Source organism: Ruegeria sp. THAF57 (assembly GCF_903914075.1).
Taxonomy (GTDB): Bacteria; Pseudomonadota; Alphaproteobacteria; order Rhodobacterales; family Rhodobacteraceae; genus Ruegeria.
Genome location: NZ_CAIWNQ010000002.1, coordinates 759623 through 774012, shown reverse-complemented (window position 1 = coordinate 774012; position 14390 = coordinate 759623). Strand labels below are relative to the sequence as shown.

The 14390-nt window shown below is 56.9% G+C and carries 11 protein-coding genes and 1 tRNA gene; 2 read left to right on the top strand and 10 right to left on the bottom strand.

Translation table 11 applies throughout. From position 1 onward, the window contains the following. Positions 1–81: 81 nt before the first annotated feature. From gltB to RUESEDTHA_RS07805, 3 genes are read right to left on the bottom strand one after another with little or no spacing between them, the layout of a single operon-like run. Entirely contained in the window at positions 82–4614 is a 4533-nt protein-coding gene (gltB, locus tag RUESEDTHA_RS07815) for a glutamate synthase large subunit (RefSeq protein WP_180885854.1), read from the bottom strand. After that, entirely contained in the window at positions 4611–5045 is a 435-nt protein-coding gene (locus RUESEDTHA_RS07810; protein ID WP_180885852.1) for a GFA family protein, read from the bottom strand. The genes gltB and RUESEDTHA_RS07810 overlap by 4 nt, the downstream gene beginning before the upstream one ends. Positions 5046–5063: 18 nt before the next feature. After that, positions 5064–6497, bottom strand: a complete 1434-nt coding sequence (locus tag RUESEDTHA_RS07805) for an NAD(P)-dependent oxidoreductase (RefSeq protein WP_180885850.1) — start codon at positions 6495–6497, stop codon at positions 5064–5066. A gap of 230 nt (positions 6498–6727) precedes the next feature. Here RUESEDTHA_RS07805 and RUESEDTHA_RS07800 point away from each other — a divergent pair, with 230 nt between their 5' ends. Then, entirely contained in the window at positions 6728–7531 is an 804-nt protein-coding gene (locus tag RUESEDTHA_RS07800) for an undecaprenyl-diphosphate phosphatase (RefSeq protein ID WP_180885848.1), read from the top strand. Here RUESEDTHA_RS07800 and RUESEDTHA_RS07795 read toward each other — a convergent pair whose 3' ends face one another. Further along, on the bottom strand, positions 7532–8515 hold the full coding sequence (locus RUESEDTHA_RS07795) for a complex I NDUFA9 subunit family protein (RefSeq protein WP_180885845.1): 984 nt from the start codon (positions 8513–8515) through the stop codon (positions 7532–7534). A 197-nt stretch (positions 8516–8712) separates the two neighbouring features. Here RUESEDTHA_RS07795 and RUESEDTHA_RS07790 point away from each other — a divergent pair. Beyond that, positions 8713–8799: transfer RNA gene (locus RUESEDTHA_RS07790), tRNA-Leu, on the top strand. Positions 8800–9322: 523 nt separating this feature from the next. Here RUESEDTHA_RS07790 and RUESEDTHA_RS07785 read toward each other — a convergent pair. From RUESEDTHA_RS07785 to RUESEDTHA_RS07760, 6 genes are all read right to left on the bottom strand, one after another. Further along, on the bottom strand, positions 9323–10426 hold the full coding sequence (locus RUESEDTHA_RS07785) for a cytochrome-c peroxidase (RefSeq protein WP_255431656.1): 1104 nt from the start codon (positions 10424–10426) through the stop codon (positions 9323–9325). A gap of 23 nt (positions 10427–10449) precedes the next feature. Then, positions 10450–10755, bottom strand: a complete 306-nt coding sequence (locus tag RUESEDTHA_RS07780) for a hypothetical protein (RefSeq protein WP_180885841.1) — start codon at positions 10753–10755, stop codon at positions 10450–10452. Positions 10756–10823: 68 nt separating this feature from the next. Continuing rightward, positions 10824–11630, bottom strand: coding sequence for an amidohydrolase (locus RUESEDTHA_RS07775; protein WP_180885840.1), 807 nt, complete (start codon positions 11628–11630; stop codon positions 10824–10826). A 21-nt stretch (positions 11631–11651) separates the two neighbouring features. Continuing rightward, positions 11652–12518 carry a dioxygenase gene (locus RUESEDTHA_RS07770; protein WP_180885838.1) on the bottom strand — a complete coding sequence of 289 codons (867 nt, stop codon included), beginning with the start codon at positions 12516–12518 and terminating at the stop codon, positions 11652–11654. Between the two features lie 10 nt (positions 12519–12528). Then, positions 12529–13833 (bottom strand): TRAP transporter large permease, encoded by a 1305-nt coding sequence (locus tag RUESEDTHA_RS07765; RefSeq protein ID WP_180885836.1) that lies wholly within the window; start codon positions 13831–13833, stop codon positions 12529–12531. Then, positions 13830–14381 carry a TRAP transporter small permease subunit gene (locus tag RUESEDTHA_RS07760; protein ID WP_180885834.1) on the bottom strand — a complete coding sequence of 184 codons (552 nt, stop codon included), beginning with the start codon at positions 14379–14381 and terminating at the stop codon, positions 13830–13832. Before RUESEDTHA_RS07760 ends, RUESEDTHA_RS07765 begins: the two co-directional genes overlap by 4 nt. Between the last annotated feature and the right edge of the window lie 9 nt (positions 14382–14390).

The following is a 14390-nucleotide window of genomic DNA, read 5'->3' as shown; positions in this document are numbered from 1 at the left end:
TTGAAACGGCTGGGGCGTCACCAGCACAAAAAACCCGCACGCCGACAGGGCGCGCGGGCTTCGTTTGTCTGTGCTTGCGATTTATTCCGCCGGAACCGCTTCCGCCTCGTGGGTCAGAGGATGGCTGAGATTGTTCAGCATCTCCTTCGGGCAGACCTGCAGGAAGTTGGCCTTTTCCACATCCCAATGCTGCAGAATATCGGCGGCCTTGCGGCTGAAGGTTTCTGCCTGATGGGTTTCGATCAGCGTTTTGAGCTGGTCTTCCCAATGATCCACCGTGACCGGGCAGGTCACCAGCGTTTCCATATTCATCAGCGCCTGCGCCTTACCGTCGGGGTCGTACAGATAGGCCATGCCTCCAGTCATGCCCGCACCGAAGTTGGCACCAATGCTGCCCAGAATCACCGCCACACCGCCGGTCATGTATTCGCACCCGTTCGAGCCACAGCCCTCGATCACCACTTTGGCACCCGAGTTGCGGACCGCGAAACGCTCGCCTGCGCGGCCAGCTGCAAACAGGTGTCCGTCAGTGGCGCCGTACAGAACCGTGTTGCCGATAATGGTGTTGTCATCCGCCTTCAGCGGGCTGACCTGCGGCGGGCGCACAACGATCATGCCGCCCGACAGGCCCTTGCCGACATAGTCGTTGGCGTCGCCAGACACTTCCAGCTTGAGCCCAGGCGCGGCAAAGGCGCCCAGCGACTGACCGGCCGAGCCTTGCAGTTTCACGTGCAGATGGTCGTCCTGGAACGTATTCCGCATCCCGAAATTCTGTACGATATGGCTGGAAACCCGCGTGCCCACTGTCCGGTGCGTGTTCTGCACCGCGTAAGACAGTTGCATCTTCTCACCATCCTTCAGGAACCGAGCGGCATCGCGCACGATTTCAGCGTCCAGCGTATCGGGCACTGCGTTGCGATCCTTACCGCGGTTATAGACGATATCCTGCGCGCCATCGACGGTGATCAGCAGCGGATTCAGGTCCAGATCATCCAGATGCGCTGAACCCCGGCTGACCTGCGCCAGCAGATCGGCCCGGCCGATGATTTCATCAATCGAGCGCGCGCCAAGGCTGGCCAGCAGCTCGCGCACTTCCTGCGCGTAGAAGGTGATCAGGTTGACGACCTTGTCGGCATTGCCGGTGAATTTAGCGCGCAGGGATTCATCCTGTGTACACACACCGACCGGACAGGTGTTCGACTGGCACTGACGCACCATAATACAGCCCATCGCGATCAGGGCGGCAGTGCCGATGCCGTATTCCTCGGCCCCCATCATCGCGGCCATGACGATATCGCGCCCGGTGCGCAGACCACCATCGGTCCGCAGGGTCACCCGGCCGCGCAGGTTGTTCATCGCCAGAACCTGATGCGCCTCGGTCAGGCCCATTTCCCACGGCAGACCCGCATACTTAATGCTGGTCGCGGGCGACGCGCCCGTGCCGCCATTGTGACCCGAAATCAGGATAATATCCGCTTTCGCCTTGGCCACACCGGCAGCAATCGTGCCCACACCTGACGACGCCACCAGCTTGACCGTCACCTTACAGCGCGGGTTGATCTGTTTCAGGTCATAGATCAACTGCGCCAGATCCTCGATCGAGTAAATGTCGTGATGCGGCGGCGGTGAGATCAGCGTCACGCCCTTGGTCGAGTGACGCAGACGCGCGATCAGGTCGGTGACCTTCATGCCCGGCAGCTGACCACCCTCACCCGGTTTTGCACCCTGCGCGACTTTGATCTCAAGCTCTTCACACTGGTTCAGGTACTCGGCAGTCACACCGAACCGGCCCGAAGCCACCTGTTTGATCTTGGCCGACGGGTTATCGCCATTCGGCTCCGGCACGAAATGCGCCGGGTCTTCGCCACCTTCACCCGAGTCGGACTTCGCGCCAATCCGGTTCATCGCCACGTTCAGCGTCTTGTGCGCCTCGGGCGACAGCGCGCCCAGCGACATGCCCGGTGTGACAAAGCGTTTGCGGATCGAAGTGATCGACTCGACCTCTTCAATCGGCACCGGTTTGCCCAGCGGTTTGAAGTCCATCAGGTCGCGCAGATGGATTGGCGGGTTCGATTGCATCTTGGCCGAATACTGCTTCCACAGCTCATAGGATGCCCGGTTACACGCCATCTGCATCATATGCATCGAGGTCGCTTCCCACGCGTGGGTCTCTCCCGATTTGCGCGATTTGTAGAAACCACCGATGGGCAGAACGTCCAGTCCGCTGTCCCAGCCTTTGGCGTGGATTTCCTCGGCTTTGGCCTGAATGCCCGTGACACCGATGCCGGAAATCCGGCTGGTCATGCCCGGGAAATACTCGGCTACCATCGCACGGCTCAGGCCCACGGCCTCAAAGTTCAGGCCGCCGCGATAGGACGAAATCACCGAAATCCCCATCTTGGCCATGATCTTCAGCAGACCCTGATCAATCGCCTCGCGATAGCGCGCGACATTTTCGGTCAGCGTGCCGTCCAGCAAGCCGCGATCAATGCGGTCGGCCAGTGAATCTTCGGCCAGATAAGCGTTCACAACGGTCGCGCCGCAACCGATCAGTACGGCAAAGTAATGCGGATCGACACATTCGGCCGAGCGCACGTTCAACGAACAGAAGGTCCGCAGCCCCTGACGGGTCAGATGCGAATGCACGGCACTTGTCGCCAGGATCATCGGCATCGCCACGCGACCCTCGTTCGAGTTCATGTCGGACAGCACCAGATGCCCCGCGCCCGAGCGCACGGCCTCTTCTGCTTCGGCTCTGATACGGGCCAAAGCGGCATTCAGCGCGCCCCGACCGGGTTCAAAGCTACAGTCGATCTCGGCCAGCGGCGAACCGAAGCTTTCTGCCAGCTTGTCCCACTGGGCGTTGCCCACAAAGGGGCTGCCCAGCGTGATGATTTCTGTCTGGCTGCTGTCTTCGTCCAGCACGTTTTTCAAGTTTCCGAACCGCGTTTTCAGCGACATCACCCGGTATTCGCGCAAGCTGTCGATGGGTGGGTTCGTCACCTGGCTAAAGTTCTGACGGAAGAAATGGCTGAGTGGGCGATATTGCTTGGACAGAACCGCAGACGGAGTGTCATCGCCCATCGAGGCGATGGATTCCTTGCCATCCTCAGCCATAGGCGCAAGGATTTGTTCCAGCTCTTCAACCGAATAACCGGCGGCAATTTGGCGTTTGCGCAGTTCTTCGCCGCTGAATTTCGCGCTTTCGGTCACGTCTGACAGCGTTTCATCCAGATCGTTGATCTTGCCGACCCACTCGCCAAATGGCAGCGCTCGGGCCAGCTTGTCCTTGATTTGGGTGTCGCGGAACAGCTTGCCCTTTTTCATGTCCACGGCCAGCATTTGCCCCGGTCCAAGCGCGCCTTTTTCGGTTACGCTGGCTTCATCAATCGGCACCATTCCGGCCTCGGACCCTGCGATTACCAGACCGTCACCGGTCACCACATAACGCATCGGGCGCAGACCATTCCGGTCCAGACCGGCACAGACCCAGCGACCATCAGTCATGGCCAAGGCAGCAGGGCCGTCCCACGGCTCCATCACCGAGTTGCAGTAGGAATACATGTCGCGCCATGCCTGCGGCAGCTCAACCGCCTGCTTGGACCAGCTTTCCGGCACCAACATGGTTTTCGCCATCGGGGCCGAGCGGCCCGCGCGTACCAGAACCTCGAAAACCGAGTCTAATGCAGCCGAATCCGACGACCCACCAGCGATGATCGGTTTGATATCCTCGGCATAGTCGCCAAAGGTGCCCGAGGCCATGCGGATCTCGTGGCTTTTCATCCAGTTGACGTTGCCCTTCAGCGTGTTGATTTCGCCGTTATGGGCCAACATACGGAAGGGCTGGGCCAGCCACCATTGCGGGAAGGTGTTGGTCGAATAACGCTGGTGATAAATCGCAAAAGCCGATTCAAACCGTTCGTCCATCAGGTCGGGGTAGAATACGGCAACTTGCTCGGCCAGCATCATGCCCTTGTAGATGATCGAACGGCAGCTAAGCGACGCCAAGTAAAGGTCAGAGATGCCCGAGGCTGCGGCGGCCTTTTCGATCCGGCGGCGGATTACGTACAGCTCACGCTCAAAAGTCTCTTCATCCACGCCTTTGGAGTTCGAGATCAGAATTTGCTCGATCTCGGGCCGGGTCGCGTTTGCTTTTTCGCCCAGACAGGTCACATCAACCGGCACGTGGCGCCAGCCATAGATGTAATAGCCCATGCGCAGCACTTCGGTTTCCACGATGGTCCGGCACTGTTCCTGTGCACCGAAATCCGTGCGCGGCAGAAAGACCTGACCCACCGCGATCAGCTCATCCAGATTGGGTTCGTGTCCGGTGCGGCGGATTTGGTCATAGAAGAAGGGAACGGGGATCTGTACATGGATACCCGCGCCATCACCTGTCTTGCCATCTGCGTCCACTGCGCCGCGGTGCCAGATCGCCTTGAGCGCGTCGATCCCCGCATCAACAACCTTACGCGACGGTTTGCCGTCGATGGATACAACAAGGCCCACGCCACACGAAGAATGCTCTTCTTCCTCGGAATAGAGACCGTTTTCGGCCATCCACTGACGTTTGGCTTCTTCGGCGCGCACCCAATCGGCATCGTATTTGGTCATTGGCTGTCTCCTTCTTCCGAGGGGGCGAACATGGCCTCAACCTCGGCTTTGGTCATTTGCTGGCGTTCACCTGCGAACGCGTAACCCTGGGGTTTTTTGTCGATATAGAGTTCGTGTGTCAGCGGATGACCCGTGTCCTGAAACAGGCCGGCCGCCATTTGTGTTTGTCCGTGCTTCTCGCCCGGTACGGTGATCCGGTACCACAGCGCCGAACCACAGTCGGCGCAAAAGGCGCGTTCAGCCCAATCGGACGAGGTGAATGTCTTCACCGGTCCCAGCGCGGCATACCCTTCTTCGGCCTGAAACGAGATCAGCACCGAGCTGGTCCAGCGGCGGCACTGGTCGCAATGGCACGCGCCCAGCGCATCCTGCGCCGGGGTGGCAGTCACGGTGACCGCGCCACACATGCATTGGCCTTGCAATTCGGGCATCCCGACGCTCCTGCTGGGCTACTCGGCTGCGACCGCAGCGCGCGCGTTGAACCGGTCGAGGATCGCATCGGCGCAATCGCGCCCATCCCGGATCGCCCACACGACCAACGAGGCCCCGCGCACGATGTCACCGATGGCATACACGCCATCCATCTCGGTCTCACCGGTCTGGAAGGCGGCCTTGACGGTGCCCCAGCGGGTCACGGGCAGGTCGGGCTGGCCGAACAGGGTGGGCAGGTCTTCGGGTTCAAAACCCAGCGCCTTGATCACCAGATCGGCGTCTTCGACATAATCCGCGCCTTCGATCACCTCGGGGGCCTGACGTCCTGTAGCGTCGGGCTGGCCCAGACGCATCTTTTGCACCATGACGCCGGTAACCTTGTCGTCGCCGGCAAAGCCCTTGGGCGCGCTGAGCCATTCAAAGACCACGCCTTCTTCTTCGGCGTTTTGGGTTTCACGCTGTGAGCCGGGCATGTTAGCGCGGTCGCGGCGATACAGACATTTGACCGAGGTCGCACCCTGACGGATCGAGGTGCGCACGCAATCCATCGCGGTATCCCCGCCGCCGATCACGACGACCTTTTTACCAGCGGCGTTCAGGCGACCATTGTCGAAATCTTCGACATCGTCACCAAAGCTTTTGCGGTTCGAGGCGGTCAGGAAGTCGATGGCTTTTTCGATGCCACCCAGACCACTGCCCGGCATGGACAGGTCGCGCGATTTGTAAACGCCAGTGGCGATGATCACCGCGTCGTGCTGACTACGAATTTCTTCGAACTTTGCGGCATCGACGTCGCAATTCAGCTCAAACGTCACGCCACCATCGGCCAGCAGATCGTTGCGGCGCTGTACGATGTCTTTTTCCAGCTTAAAGCCGGGAATGCCGTACATCAGCAGACCACCTGCACGGTCGTAACGATCATAAACCGTCACCTGAATACCCGCACGCCGCAGCATATCCGCCGCCGCCAGTCCGCCCGGACCCGCGCCGATGATACCCACGCTTTCGCTACGCTCCGCACCCGGTGCAACAGGCTTGACCCAGCCTTTGTCCCACGCTGTGTCGGTGATGTATTTCTCGATCGTGCCAATGGTCACGGTACCGTGGCCCGACTGTTCGATCACGCAATTGCCTTCGCACAAACGGTCTTGCGGGCAGATGCGGCCACAAATCTCGGGGAAGGTGTTGGTGGCCTGACTGGTCTGATACGCCTCTTCCAAACGGCCCGTCGCGGTTAGGCGCAGCCAGTCGGGGATGTTGTTGTGCAGTGGACAATGCGACTGACAATAAGGCACACCACACTGGCTGCAGCGGCTGGCTTGTTCTTCGGCCTTGGCCGACGCAAACTCGGCATAGATTTCGTCAAAGTCTTCCTTGCGCGTGTCTGCGGCGCGCTTTTCGGGCATGGCGCGATCGACTTGCACAAATTTCAGCATCGGTTGCTTGGCCACGGGTCAGACTCCATGAATTGGCTTGGTCGAGCTTCTTTAAGAGATACAGGATCGGATGAAAAGTCAATTGTGCTGACCTATTTAGAAAATTTTTGTCGGCAGGAGGCATCCGAGTGAAAAAACTTCACCTTTTTAGTTCCGATTCGGACCTAATTGTGTTCTTTTCTTTTCCGCATCACACTTATACCCAGTGAGCATAATAAAAATGTGACGGTGGCACGGGCAATTCAATGAGCCTTTTTCAATTGATTCTCACGGCAATAATTCAGGGTATCACTGAATTCCTGCCGATCTCATCTTCTGGTCATCTGATCCTTTTGCCCAGCCTGACGGGTTTAGATGATCAGGGTCTTGCCATAGACGTCGCGGTCCATGTCGGCACCTTGGGTGCTGTGGTTTTATATTTTTGGTCCGAGGTCAAGAAGGCGGTCTCCGGCCTGCCGCGCGCCCTGACGGGGCGTATCGATTCTGCCGAGGCGCGTCTGGCCATGGGTCTTATCATCGCGACGATTCCCACAATCATCGTCGGTGCAATCCTGTTCAAGACCGGTCTCAGCCAATCGCTGCGCTCAATGACCGTAATCGGATGGACGATGCTGGGATTTGGTCTGTTGCTTTATTGGATGGATCAGAAGGGGCCGCAGACGAAAAAGGCCGGCGACTGGGGCATCAAGGATGCGGCTATCATGGGCCTTTGGCAAGCATTGGCGCTCATACCCGGCACGTCGCGGTCAGGGATCACCATCACGGGCGCGCGGCATTTGGGCTATACCAGAGAGGACGGTGCCCGGATCGCCATGCTGATGTCGATCCCGACAATTCTGGCCTCGGGGATCTTGTTGTCGGTCGACGTAATCCGCGAGGCAGATGCGCAACTGGCCATTGACGGGGCTATCGCTGCCCTCTTTTCCTTCATTGCGGCGCTGCTGGCCTTGACCCTTATGATGCGCCTGTTGCGAAGCGTCAGCTTCACACCCTACGTGATCTACCGGGTCATTCTGGGCGCGGCATTACTGATCATCGCCTATAGCTGATCAGATCTTCAGGTTCTTCGCCGAGTTTTGAATGTCGTCATACTGACCCGAGGGGCGGAACTTCCACAGGTATTCTGGCAACACCGATTCCAAAGTCGATGGCTCAATCCCCAGGTCGGCAAATCCCATCGCACCTTCTGACACAACATTGTCGCGCCGCAGGTTCTTAAGCTGATCACGAGTCAGGATGTTATTGGGGAAAAGCTGGAAGCTCACGAATTTCACGATATCCAGAACTCCGGCCATGATCCGCGCCACCCAGAAAGGCATTCCAATGATGACCCGGCGACGGTGAATCACGTCGAGCATCTGCTGCATCAACGCGCGGAAAGTCTTTACCTCTGGTCCGCCCAGTTCGTAAACGCCAGCCGGAGCCTGCCCCAGAACACCTTTCACAGCGGCCTGGGCCACGTCGTCCACGAAAACAGGTTGGAACTTTGTCTCAGCACCCACCAAAGGCAGGAACGGGCTTATCCGGGTCATACCGGCAAAGCGGTTGAAGAACTGATCTTCGGTCCCGAATATGACCGAAGGGCGCAGGATTACCGCGCCCGGCATATGCTCCAGAACCCCAGCTTCGCCCTGCGCCTTGGTCCGCGAATACTGGCTGTCTGATGCCGCATCCGCGCCAATCGCAGAGACATGCACCATCTGCTCAATCCCCTGCTGCGCTGCCAGCCGTGCAATACGCTCGGCGCCTTCGGCCTGCACTGCGTCAAACTCATTCCTGCCCAGCTCGTTCAGCACACCCACGCAGTTGACCACGGCGTCAGCGCCTTGCATCGCCAGAGCAACCGAGGCGTCATCGCGGATATTGCACAAAATGGGCTCGACCTGCCCCACTACACCATAAGTCTTGACGAACATGGCCTCATTCGGGCGCCGCACGGCCACGCGGACGCGCCACCCTTCACCTGCCATACGCCGGGCGACGTATCGGCCAACAAATCCGGATCCGCCAAAAATCGTGACCAGTTTGGACATGCGAGGGCTCCTGCTGATGGGTCATACACGATCTACCCCTCAAAGCCCAAGCAAACAAGGCGCAATAACGCCGCGCATTCAGGATATCCGCGCCCTGTTCCGCAGACCCTCGGCGTCCGTCAAAAAACTTTCAAAAAACTTCCCGAATCTGGTTGACGCCCACCGCCAGTAGGCTTAAACGCCCCTCCACGACACCTGCCCAGGTGGCGGAATTGGTAGACGCGCTAGCTTCAGGTGCTAGTGTCCGTATGGACGTGGAGGTTCGAGTCCTCTCCTGGGCACCATAAGTCCTGAAAAATAGTCATTTTTTCAGTATGATAGGGTAAGTGCGACCTTTTCTATCCACCCTATTTGCCTCCCTCTATTTGTTGCTTGGTATCTGTTTAGGGTTAGGCGTTGCACGTTGTTGTCGCATTGGAAGGCACGGATGATGTTGGCGCTCTGATGGGCGACTCCCTTGCCGACAAGAATTTGCAGACTCGTATCCATTAAGTTTTCACAGACTGGTCACAATGCAAAGCAGTTATTCGACCAAACCAATCAGATGTCTGCATCGAGCCCAAAGCCGACAATCGGATTCCGTGGTAAAGACCAGTAGGCAAGGCCAGCGTTCCGAGTTGTTTAGTCCGTACGGTATTTTTACTCGGGAATGGCCCAACCAAAGTAACCAACAAGGTATTCCGCATAGTTCAATTGGACGACTTCAACGACCTTGCTTTATGGCCACACTCTCTGACGTGGAGATGGGGTCAGCCAAATGCGGCGTGCCGCATAACTCAGGCGGCACTCAGGCTGAATTGGAGTATCTCAAGGCCATGTAACGTAGGACAAAGTCTCCAAAAATACAACGAGATCAGCAATCTCCTGCTCAGACAAGCTCAGTTCTGAAAGTATGGCCTCACCGTCGGCATGCAGCCTTTCGGTATCAAGCTCGCTGTAGTGCCGGACCACCGCATCCAAGTCGATCAGACTGCCGTCGTGCATGTAGGGCGGAGTTTCGGCCACACCCCGCAGGCTTGGCGTACGAAAGGTTCCAAAATCAGAATGACGCCTACGCACACTGCGAACCGCCCATGAACCTATCTTGGCGGAATCGTCGTTCCATTCCCCGTCCAGTGTGTAGGCGCTCGAGAATAGGAAGTTCAACCCTCCGAACCGTCCTTCGTCGACTTCGGTTTCGCTTAGGAAATATGGCACACCGGCGTCATGAAATTCATTGTTGGAAAATGCCGGGCCATTGTGGCAAAAAGCACATTTTCCGCGCCCCAGAAAGAGCTTTAGACCTCTCTGAGCAGCTTCGGGATAGGTCGCAGCCGCCAACAGGTCTCCGCGTTCCAACGCATCGCGGAAACTGTCAAATTGTGTCCGCTCGGTTCTGAGCGTCTCCAAGTAGGCTGATAGAGACTTGGCAGTGTTGACCAGAACCAACTCCGGGTCTTGATTTCGGATATTGCCAAAAATAGACTCAAAATCAGCAACATAAGAACTCTCAGAAATTGCCGTCTTTAGGCTTTCGTTGCTATGAGCCATCTCTTGTTCTTCGATGATCGGATGCAGACTGGCAGCCCAAAGATTGTCGCTCTTGCCGCCCCAACCGTACCAGCGCAGCCCCGCAAGGTTTCTCAGGGATGGGGTGTTCCGATTCAACGGGACACGGCCGAGCGCCCGCGCCTCGGACGTTGTAAATGCCTGTTCGGGATCATGACAACTCGCGCAAGAAAAAGCGCCATCTACCGACAACCCCGGATAGTTGAACAAAGCCGCGCCGAGCGTAATAGCTCTTGAGTCACTTGAAACGCGATTGCTGGGGTCTGGCTGGTATGTTGGTGGCCACGGCCCGAAGGAAAGCGTTTGCTGTATTTCATTTTCGGACAACAAAACTTCTGAGTTCACAGCAACCGGAAGCGTCATAAGCGCTGCTGCAGCCCAGAGCTTCATTTTAGCGTAATCTCTGACGTATAGGAAACCGATCGCCTACTGAAATCAACGTCAGCTTGCAGCTTCCACTGACCCGGCATGTGGAATAGTAAATCATCGACCCGGAACATTCCTTCGTCCAATGCCGAAACTTCGGGTAAGTAGTTCAATCCGTGCTGGTGAGCGGGCATGATTGCATCAACCCGAACCTCATGGACCGTGGCTTCAGTGCAGACTGAAATCAGAATGGAAAATGGTTGGGCCAATGGAATTTCGCGGACATCCACATAAACCTCGGGTGCATTTGGGGTTTGCGAGTCCATGCGTTGCCCCTCAGCGTCACAAGCAACTGCTGCGCCGGGTAAAGCAAGAAGCGAGACAACCCAGCGGATCATTCTGACCCCAGCAAACGTTCAGCGTTAGCATACGCGATGTTGTCTGCGATTCGAACCGGCAGAAGATCTAGCCATTCACGCGAAAAATCTGCGTGAGGGCCGACATAGTACCAACGTTCCGGCGCAAATGTGTCCGTACCAACCATGAACCGTTCGGGATGCGCCTCGAACGCGGCCTTCCACTCCGGGTCTAAACGGCCGCGTGAAACCATATCCGAACGAAAAGCCAAGTCCGCCCAAAGCCTGGGATAGGAATCCAAGGCGTCAGACACGCTGGCTGGGTGATCAAAGCCAGAATGCGCCCACAAAACCCGCGCCTCTGGCCAAGTCTCAAAGATCAGGTCAACTGCCGCTCGATCGCCGTGGTGGTGTAGAATGAGGTTCCGCTCTTTGGCCAGTGCAATCATACGCTGGACGACCGGCGTTTTGATATCGTCGCCGTAAGCGTGAAACTCGCCGATGGCTTCGTAGTCGTTTTTGGCCAGGTTTTCTTCCAGATAGTCGATTACAGTTTCATCGTGCATCCAAGTGTTGATTTCGCCGCGACGACGATACGGGCGCAACGCTGGAACGATGATGTCCGGTGCCGCCGTCAACAACAGCTGCGTGCCATTGTCGTCTGAGCTGGAAACCAGCGCTTTCCTCACGCCCGCATCCCGAAGGATTTTCGCCACCTGTTCTGGCGGCACCAGTTTGACGGCGTCGTGGCTATAATGAATGTGCGCGTCGAAGATCGGGCGCTCTTGTGCGACGGCGGGACTGCAAAACAGCGCAGCTCCCAAAATTAAGATACGTTTCAGCACTTCAAGCCTCCTATCTATCAATCAGTCCTTGGCAAGCGTCACGTCGAAATTCACATGTAAGAAAGGTTCAGTGATCTTACCAGAAAGCTCCATGCCATCAGGAAATTCAGAAGCTGGGCGTTCGACATATGTCATCACCAGATCGTCGCGCACGCCAAACACCGTGTCTTCATCCAGATAAGGATCATCGTCGGGAAATATTTCTGTCACCAAAGAGCGAAAACCCGCAGCCTTGATGATGTAATGCAAGTGCGACGGTCGCCAGGGATGGCGGCCGCAAGCGCGCAGGATATCCCCGACCGGCCCGTCAGATGGTACAGTGTATTCCACGGGCTTGACGGTGGTGAAAGCATAGCGGCCATCTGAGCCGACCGTCATCAAGCCATGAAAAGAATAGGTGTCCTGTTCCTCATCCTGACTGGCGTAAAGCCCGTTTGGCGCGGTTTGCCAAATGTCGAGCTCAGCACCCGCAATCGGATTGCCCTTCGTATCCCGGATCACGCCTTCAGCCAGCAAAACCGGCCCTCCATAGTGACGTTTCATATCGCCACCGATCGGCAGCGGAGGTGCGCCAGAGACATGGAATGGACCCAGCACGGAGGAACTAGTCGCGTCAGGGCTGGAATGCAGCATATCCACCAAAGACGACAGGCCCAGCACATCCGAGGCCAGAACAAACTCATGCCTGTCTTCGGTTTCTACGGCGGCGCACCCCTCAAGAAACGCTATTCCTGCGCGCCATTCGTCATGTGTCAGATTGGTCTCACGAGCAAAATCGTGAAGATGTTTGACCAGAGACCCCATGATTTCACGCATCCTTGGATCGGTATCCGTGGACAAGTAACCCATGAAAACGTCGGTGATATTGTCTGAGGTAACAGAGCGCATCTTGGCCTCCTTAAATCAGGGCAAGGCTGAGGATCGGGAACTCGATCAGAATGAACAGAACGATCAGCATAACGAACGCAAAGGGCAGTGCGCCCATGAAGACGTCCTTTAGCGATATGCGGTCATCGTTGATCGTGGATTTTATGACAAAGCAGGATATCCCTAGCGGCGGGGTCAAAAGTCCGATTTCAGCGCCGACAACGGTGATGATTCCGAACCAGATCAGCGACAGATCCAAAGCTTCGGCCATGGGCAGAAACAGCGGGACAACGATTAGAATGATCGATGCTGTGTCCAGAAGTGTTCCAAGGAAAAGCATCAGCAATACATAAAGCAGCATGATCGACCAGAATGACGCGGAATTCCCCGCAAGCAGGTCCTGCAATTGATTGGGCAGCCCGGCCAATCCCAGCATGCGACTATAGATCGACGCCGCAGTGATCAGGAATAAGATCGCCGCTGTGATATGTCCGGTTTCCAACAAAGCGTCCCAGAACGCGCGTGGTGACATCGACTTGCGGGCAACAGCAATGACCAGCGCAACAAAGGCTCCTGCGGACCCTGCCTCGACCGCCGTCAGCCAGCCTGTATAGATACCACCTAGCACAACCGTGATGATAAACAGTGTTGGCAGTGTCTTGGAGGCGATCTCGGGCCCTGTCATCCACTCAGTGTCTTCAACAACACGGCCACCGACGAAAGCTGGAGTGAAGCGCCCCATGACCCAAATCGCGCCGACATAAGCGATTGCCAGCATAATCCCCGGAATGACCCCCGCCAGGAACATGTCTCCAACGGATTGTTCGGCGACGAAGGAATAGATGATCAGCATTGCCGACGGCGGGATGATCATCCCCAAGACCGAAGACCCGGCCACGACCCCAACTGCAAAGCGCGGGTTATAAGCCTGTGCCATCATTTGCGGGACCGAGACTTTGGTAAATACGGATGCAGATGCAATTGACGAACCGGTAACGGCGGCAAAGACGGCGTTGGCTCCGACAGTTGCCATTCCAATACCGCCTTTAACCCTGCGAAACCGCATGGTCATAACTTCGTAGATATCCCTGCCTAACCCGGCCTTTGAGACGATAAGTCCCATAAAGGTAAACAACGGGATGGTCGCAAAACTATATTCCATCGCGCTGTCGCCAACCGCCACTTTCAACAGGTTGAGCGCAAGCGTGAAGTTGTCCCGCATCAGCCAGATCGACACGAACGAGACCACGCCCAGCGCAATCGGAATGTAAACGCCTGCGTAAATCAGGAAAACGATGGCGATGACCGAGATCAGGCCAATCTCGATCGGGGTCATTCTGCGGCCTCGTCATGCTCGGGGGTGCGAATAAGCTGCGGGCGGTCCTGCGCCGTGACGACCTTGAGCAGGAAGATCACGCAGGCAAGCGCAGTACCGCACGCGATGACCAATTTGACTGGCCACCAGGGTAATGTGAAAAGACCGGGTACTCCGAAATAATCCCGTGTCTCCCACATATGAAGAAATTCTGGAAAAGTTACATACGCAATCAAAGCCATAAAGATTGCCGATATGGCATTGATGATGCGCCTCAGGCTGGCCGTCAGACCAGGGCGGCGATGGTGCAGCAGGTTCAGGAACCCATCTGAGCGCGTCAATCGATCCACTCTGACCACGTCGGCCAGTTGCAGGAACACGATCATCACGACCGAAAACTGGACCATTTCGTAGGTCCCGCGCAAAGGAGCTGAAAACAGACCGCGCGCAATGACGTCGACATTCAGAATGACCACCAACGCGAGGACGACAAGCGTACCCAATGCGTTGGCGGCAATTGCGAGCGAACTGGCGACCCGCGACAGGCCAGAAACTGCGGTCTTCAGCATAAAAGGCCC

Bases quoted from the DNA above. Each gene is read 5' to 3' on its own strand.
- gltB (WP_180885854.1), bottom strand. From the start codon at position 4,614: ATGACCAAATACGATGCCGATTGGGTGCGCGCCGAAGAAGCCAAACGT.
- RUESEDTHA_RS07780 (WP_180885841.1), bottom strand. From the start codon at position 10,755: ATGGACTCGCAAACCCCAAATGCACCCGAGGTTTATGTGGATGTCCGC.
- RUESEDTHA_RS07795 (WP_180885845.1), bottom strand. From the start codon at position 8,515: ATGTCCAAACTGGTCACGATTTTTGGCGGATCCGGATTTGTTGGCCGA.
- RUESEDTHA_RS07765 (WP_180885836.1), bottom strand. From the start codon at position 13,833: ATGACCCCGATCGAGATTGGCCTGATCTCGGTCATCGCCATCGTTTTC.
- RUESEDTHA_RS07785 (WP_255431656.1), bottom strand. From the start codon at position 10,426: ATGACGCTTCCGGTTGCTGTGAACTCAGAAGTTTTGTTGTCCGAAAAT.
- RUESEDTHA_RS07760 (WP_180885834.1), bottom strand. From the start codon at position 14,381: ATGCTGAAGACCGCAGTTTCTGGCCTGTCGCGGGTCGCCAGTTCGCTC.
- RUESEDTHA_RS07800 (WP_180885848.1), top strand. From the start codon at position 6,728: ATGAGCCTTTTTCAATTGATTCTCACGGCAATAATTCAGGGTATCACT.
- RUESEDTHA_RS07770 (WP_180885838.1), bottom strand. From the start codon at position 12,518: ATGCGCTCTGTTACCTCAGACAATATCACCGACGTTTTCATGGGTTAC.
- RUESEDTHA_RS07810 (WP_180885852.1), bottom strand. From the start codon at position 5,045: ATGCCCGAATTGCAAGGCCAATGCATGTGTGGCGCGGTCACCGTGACT.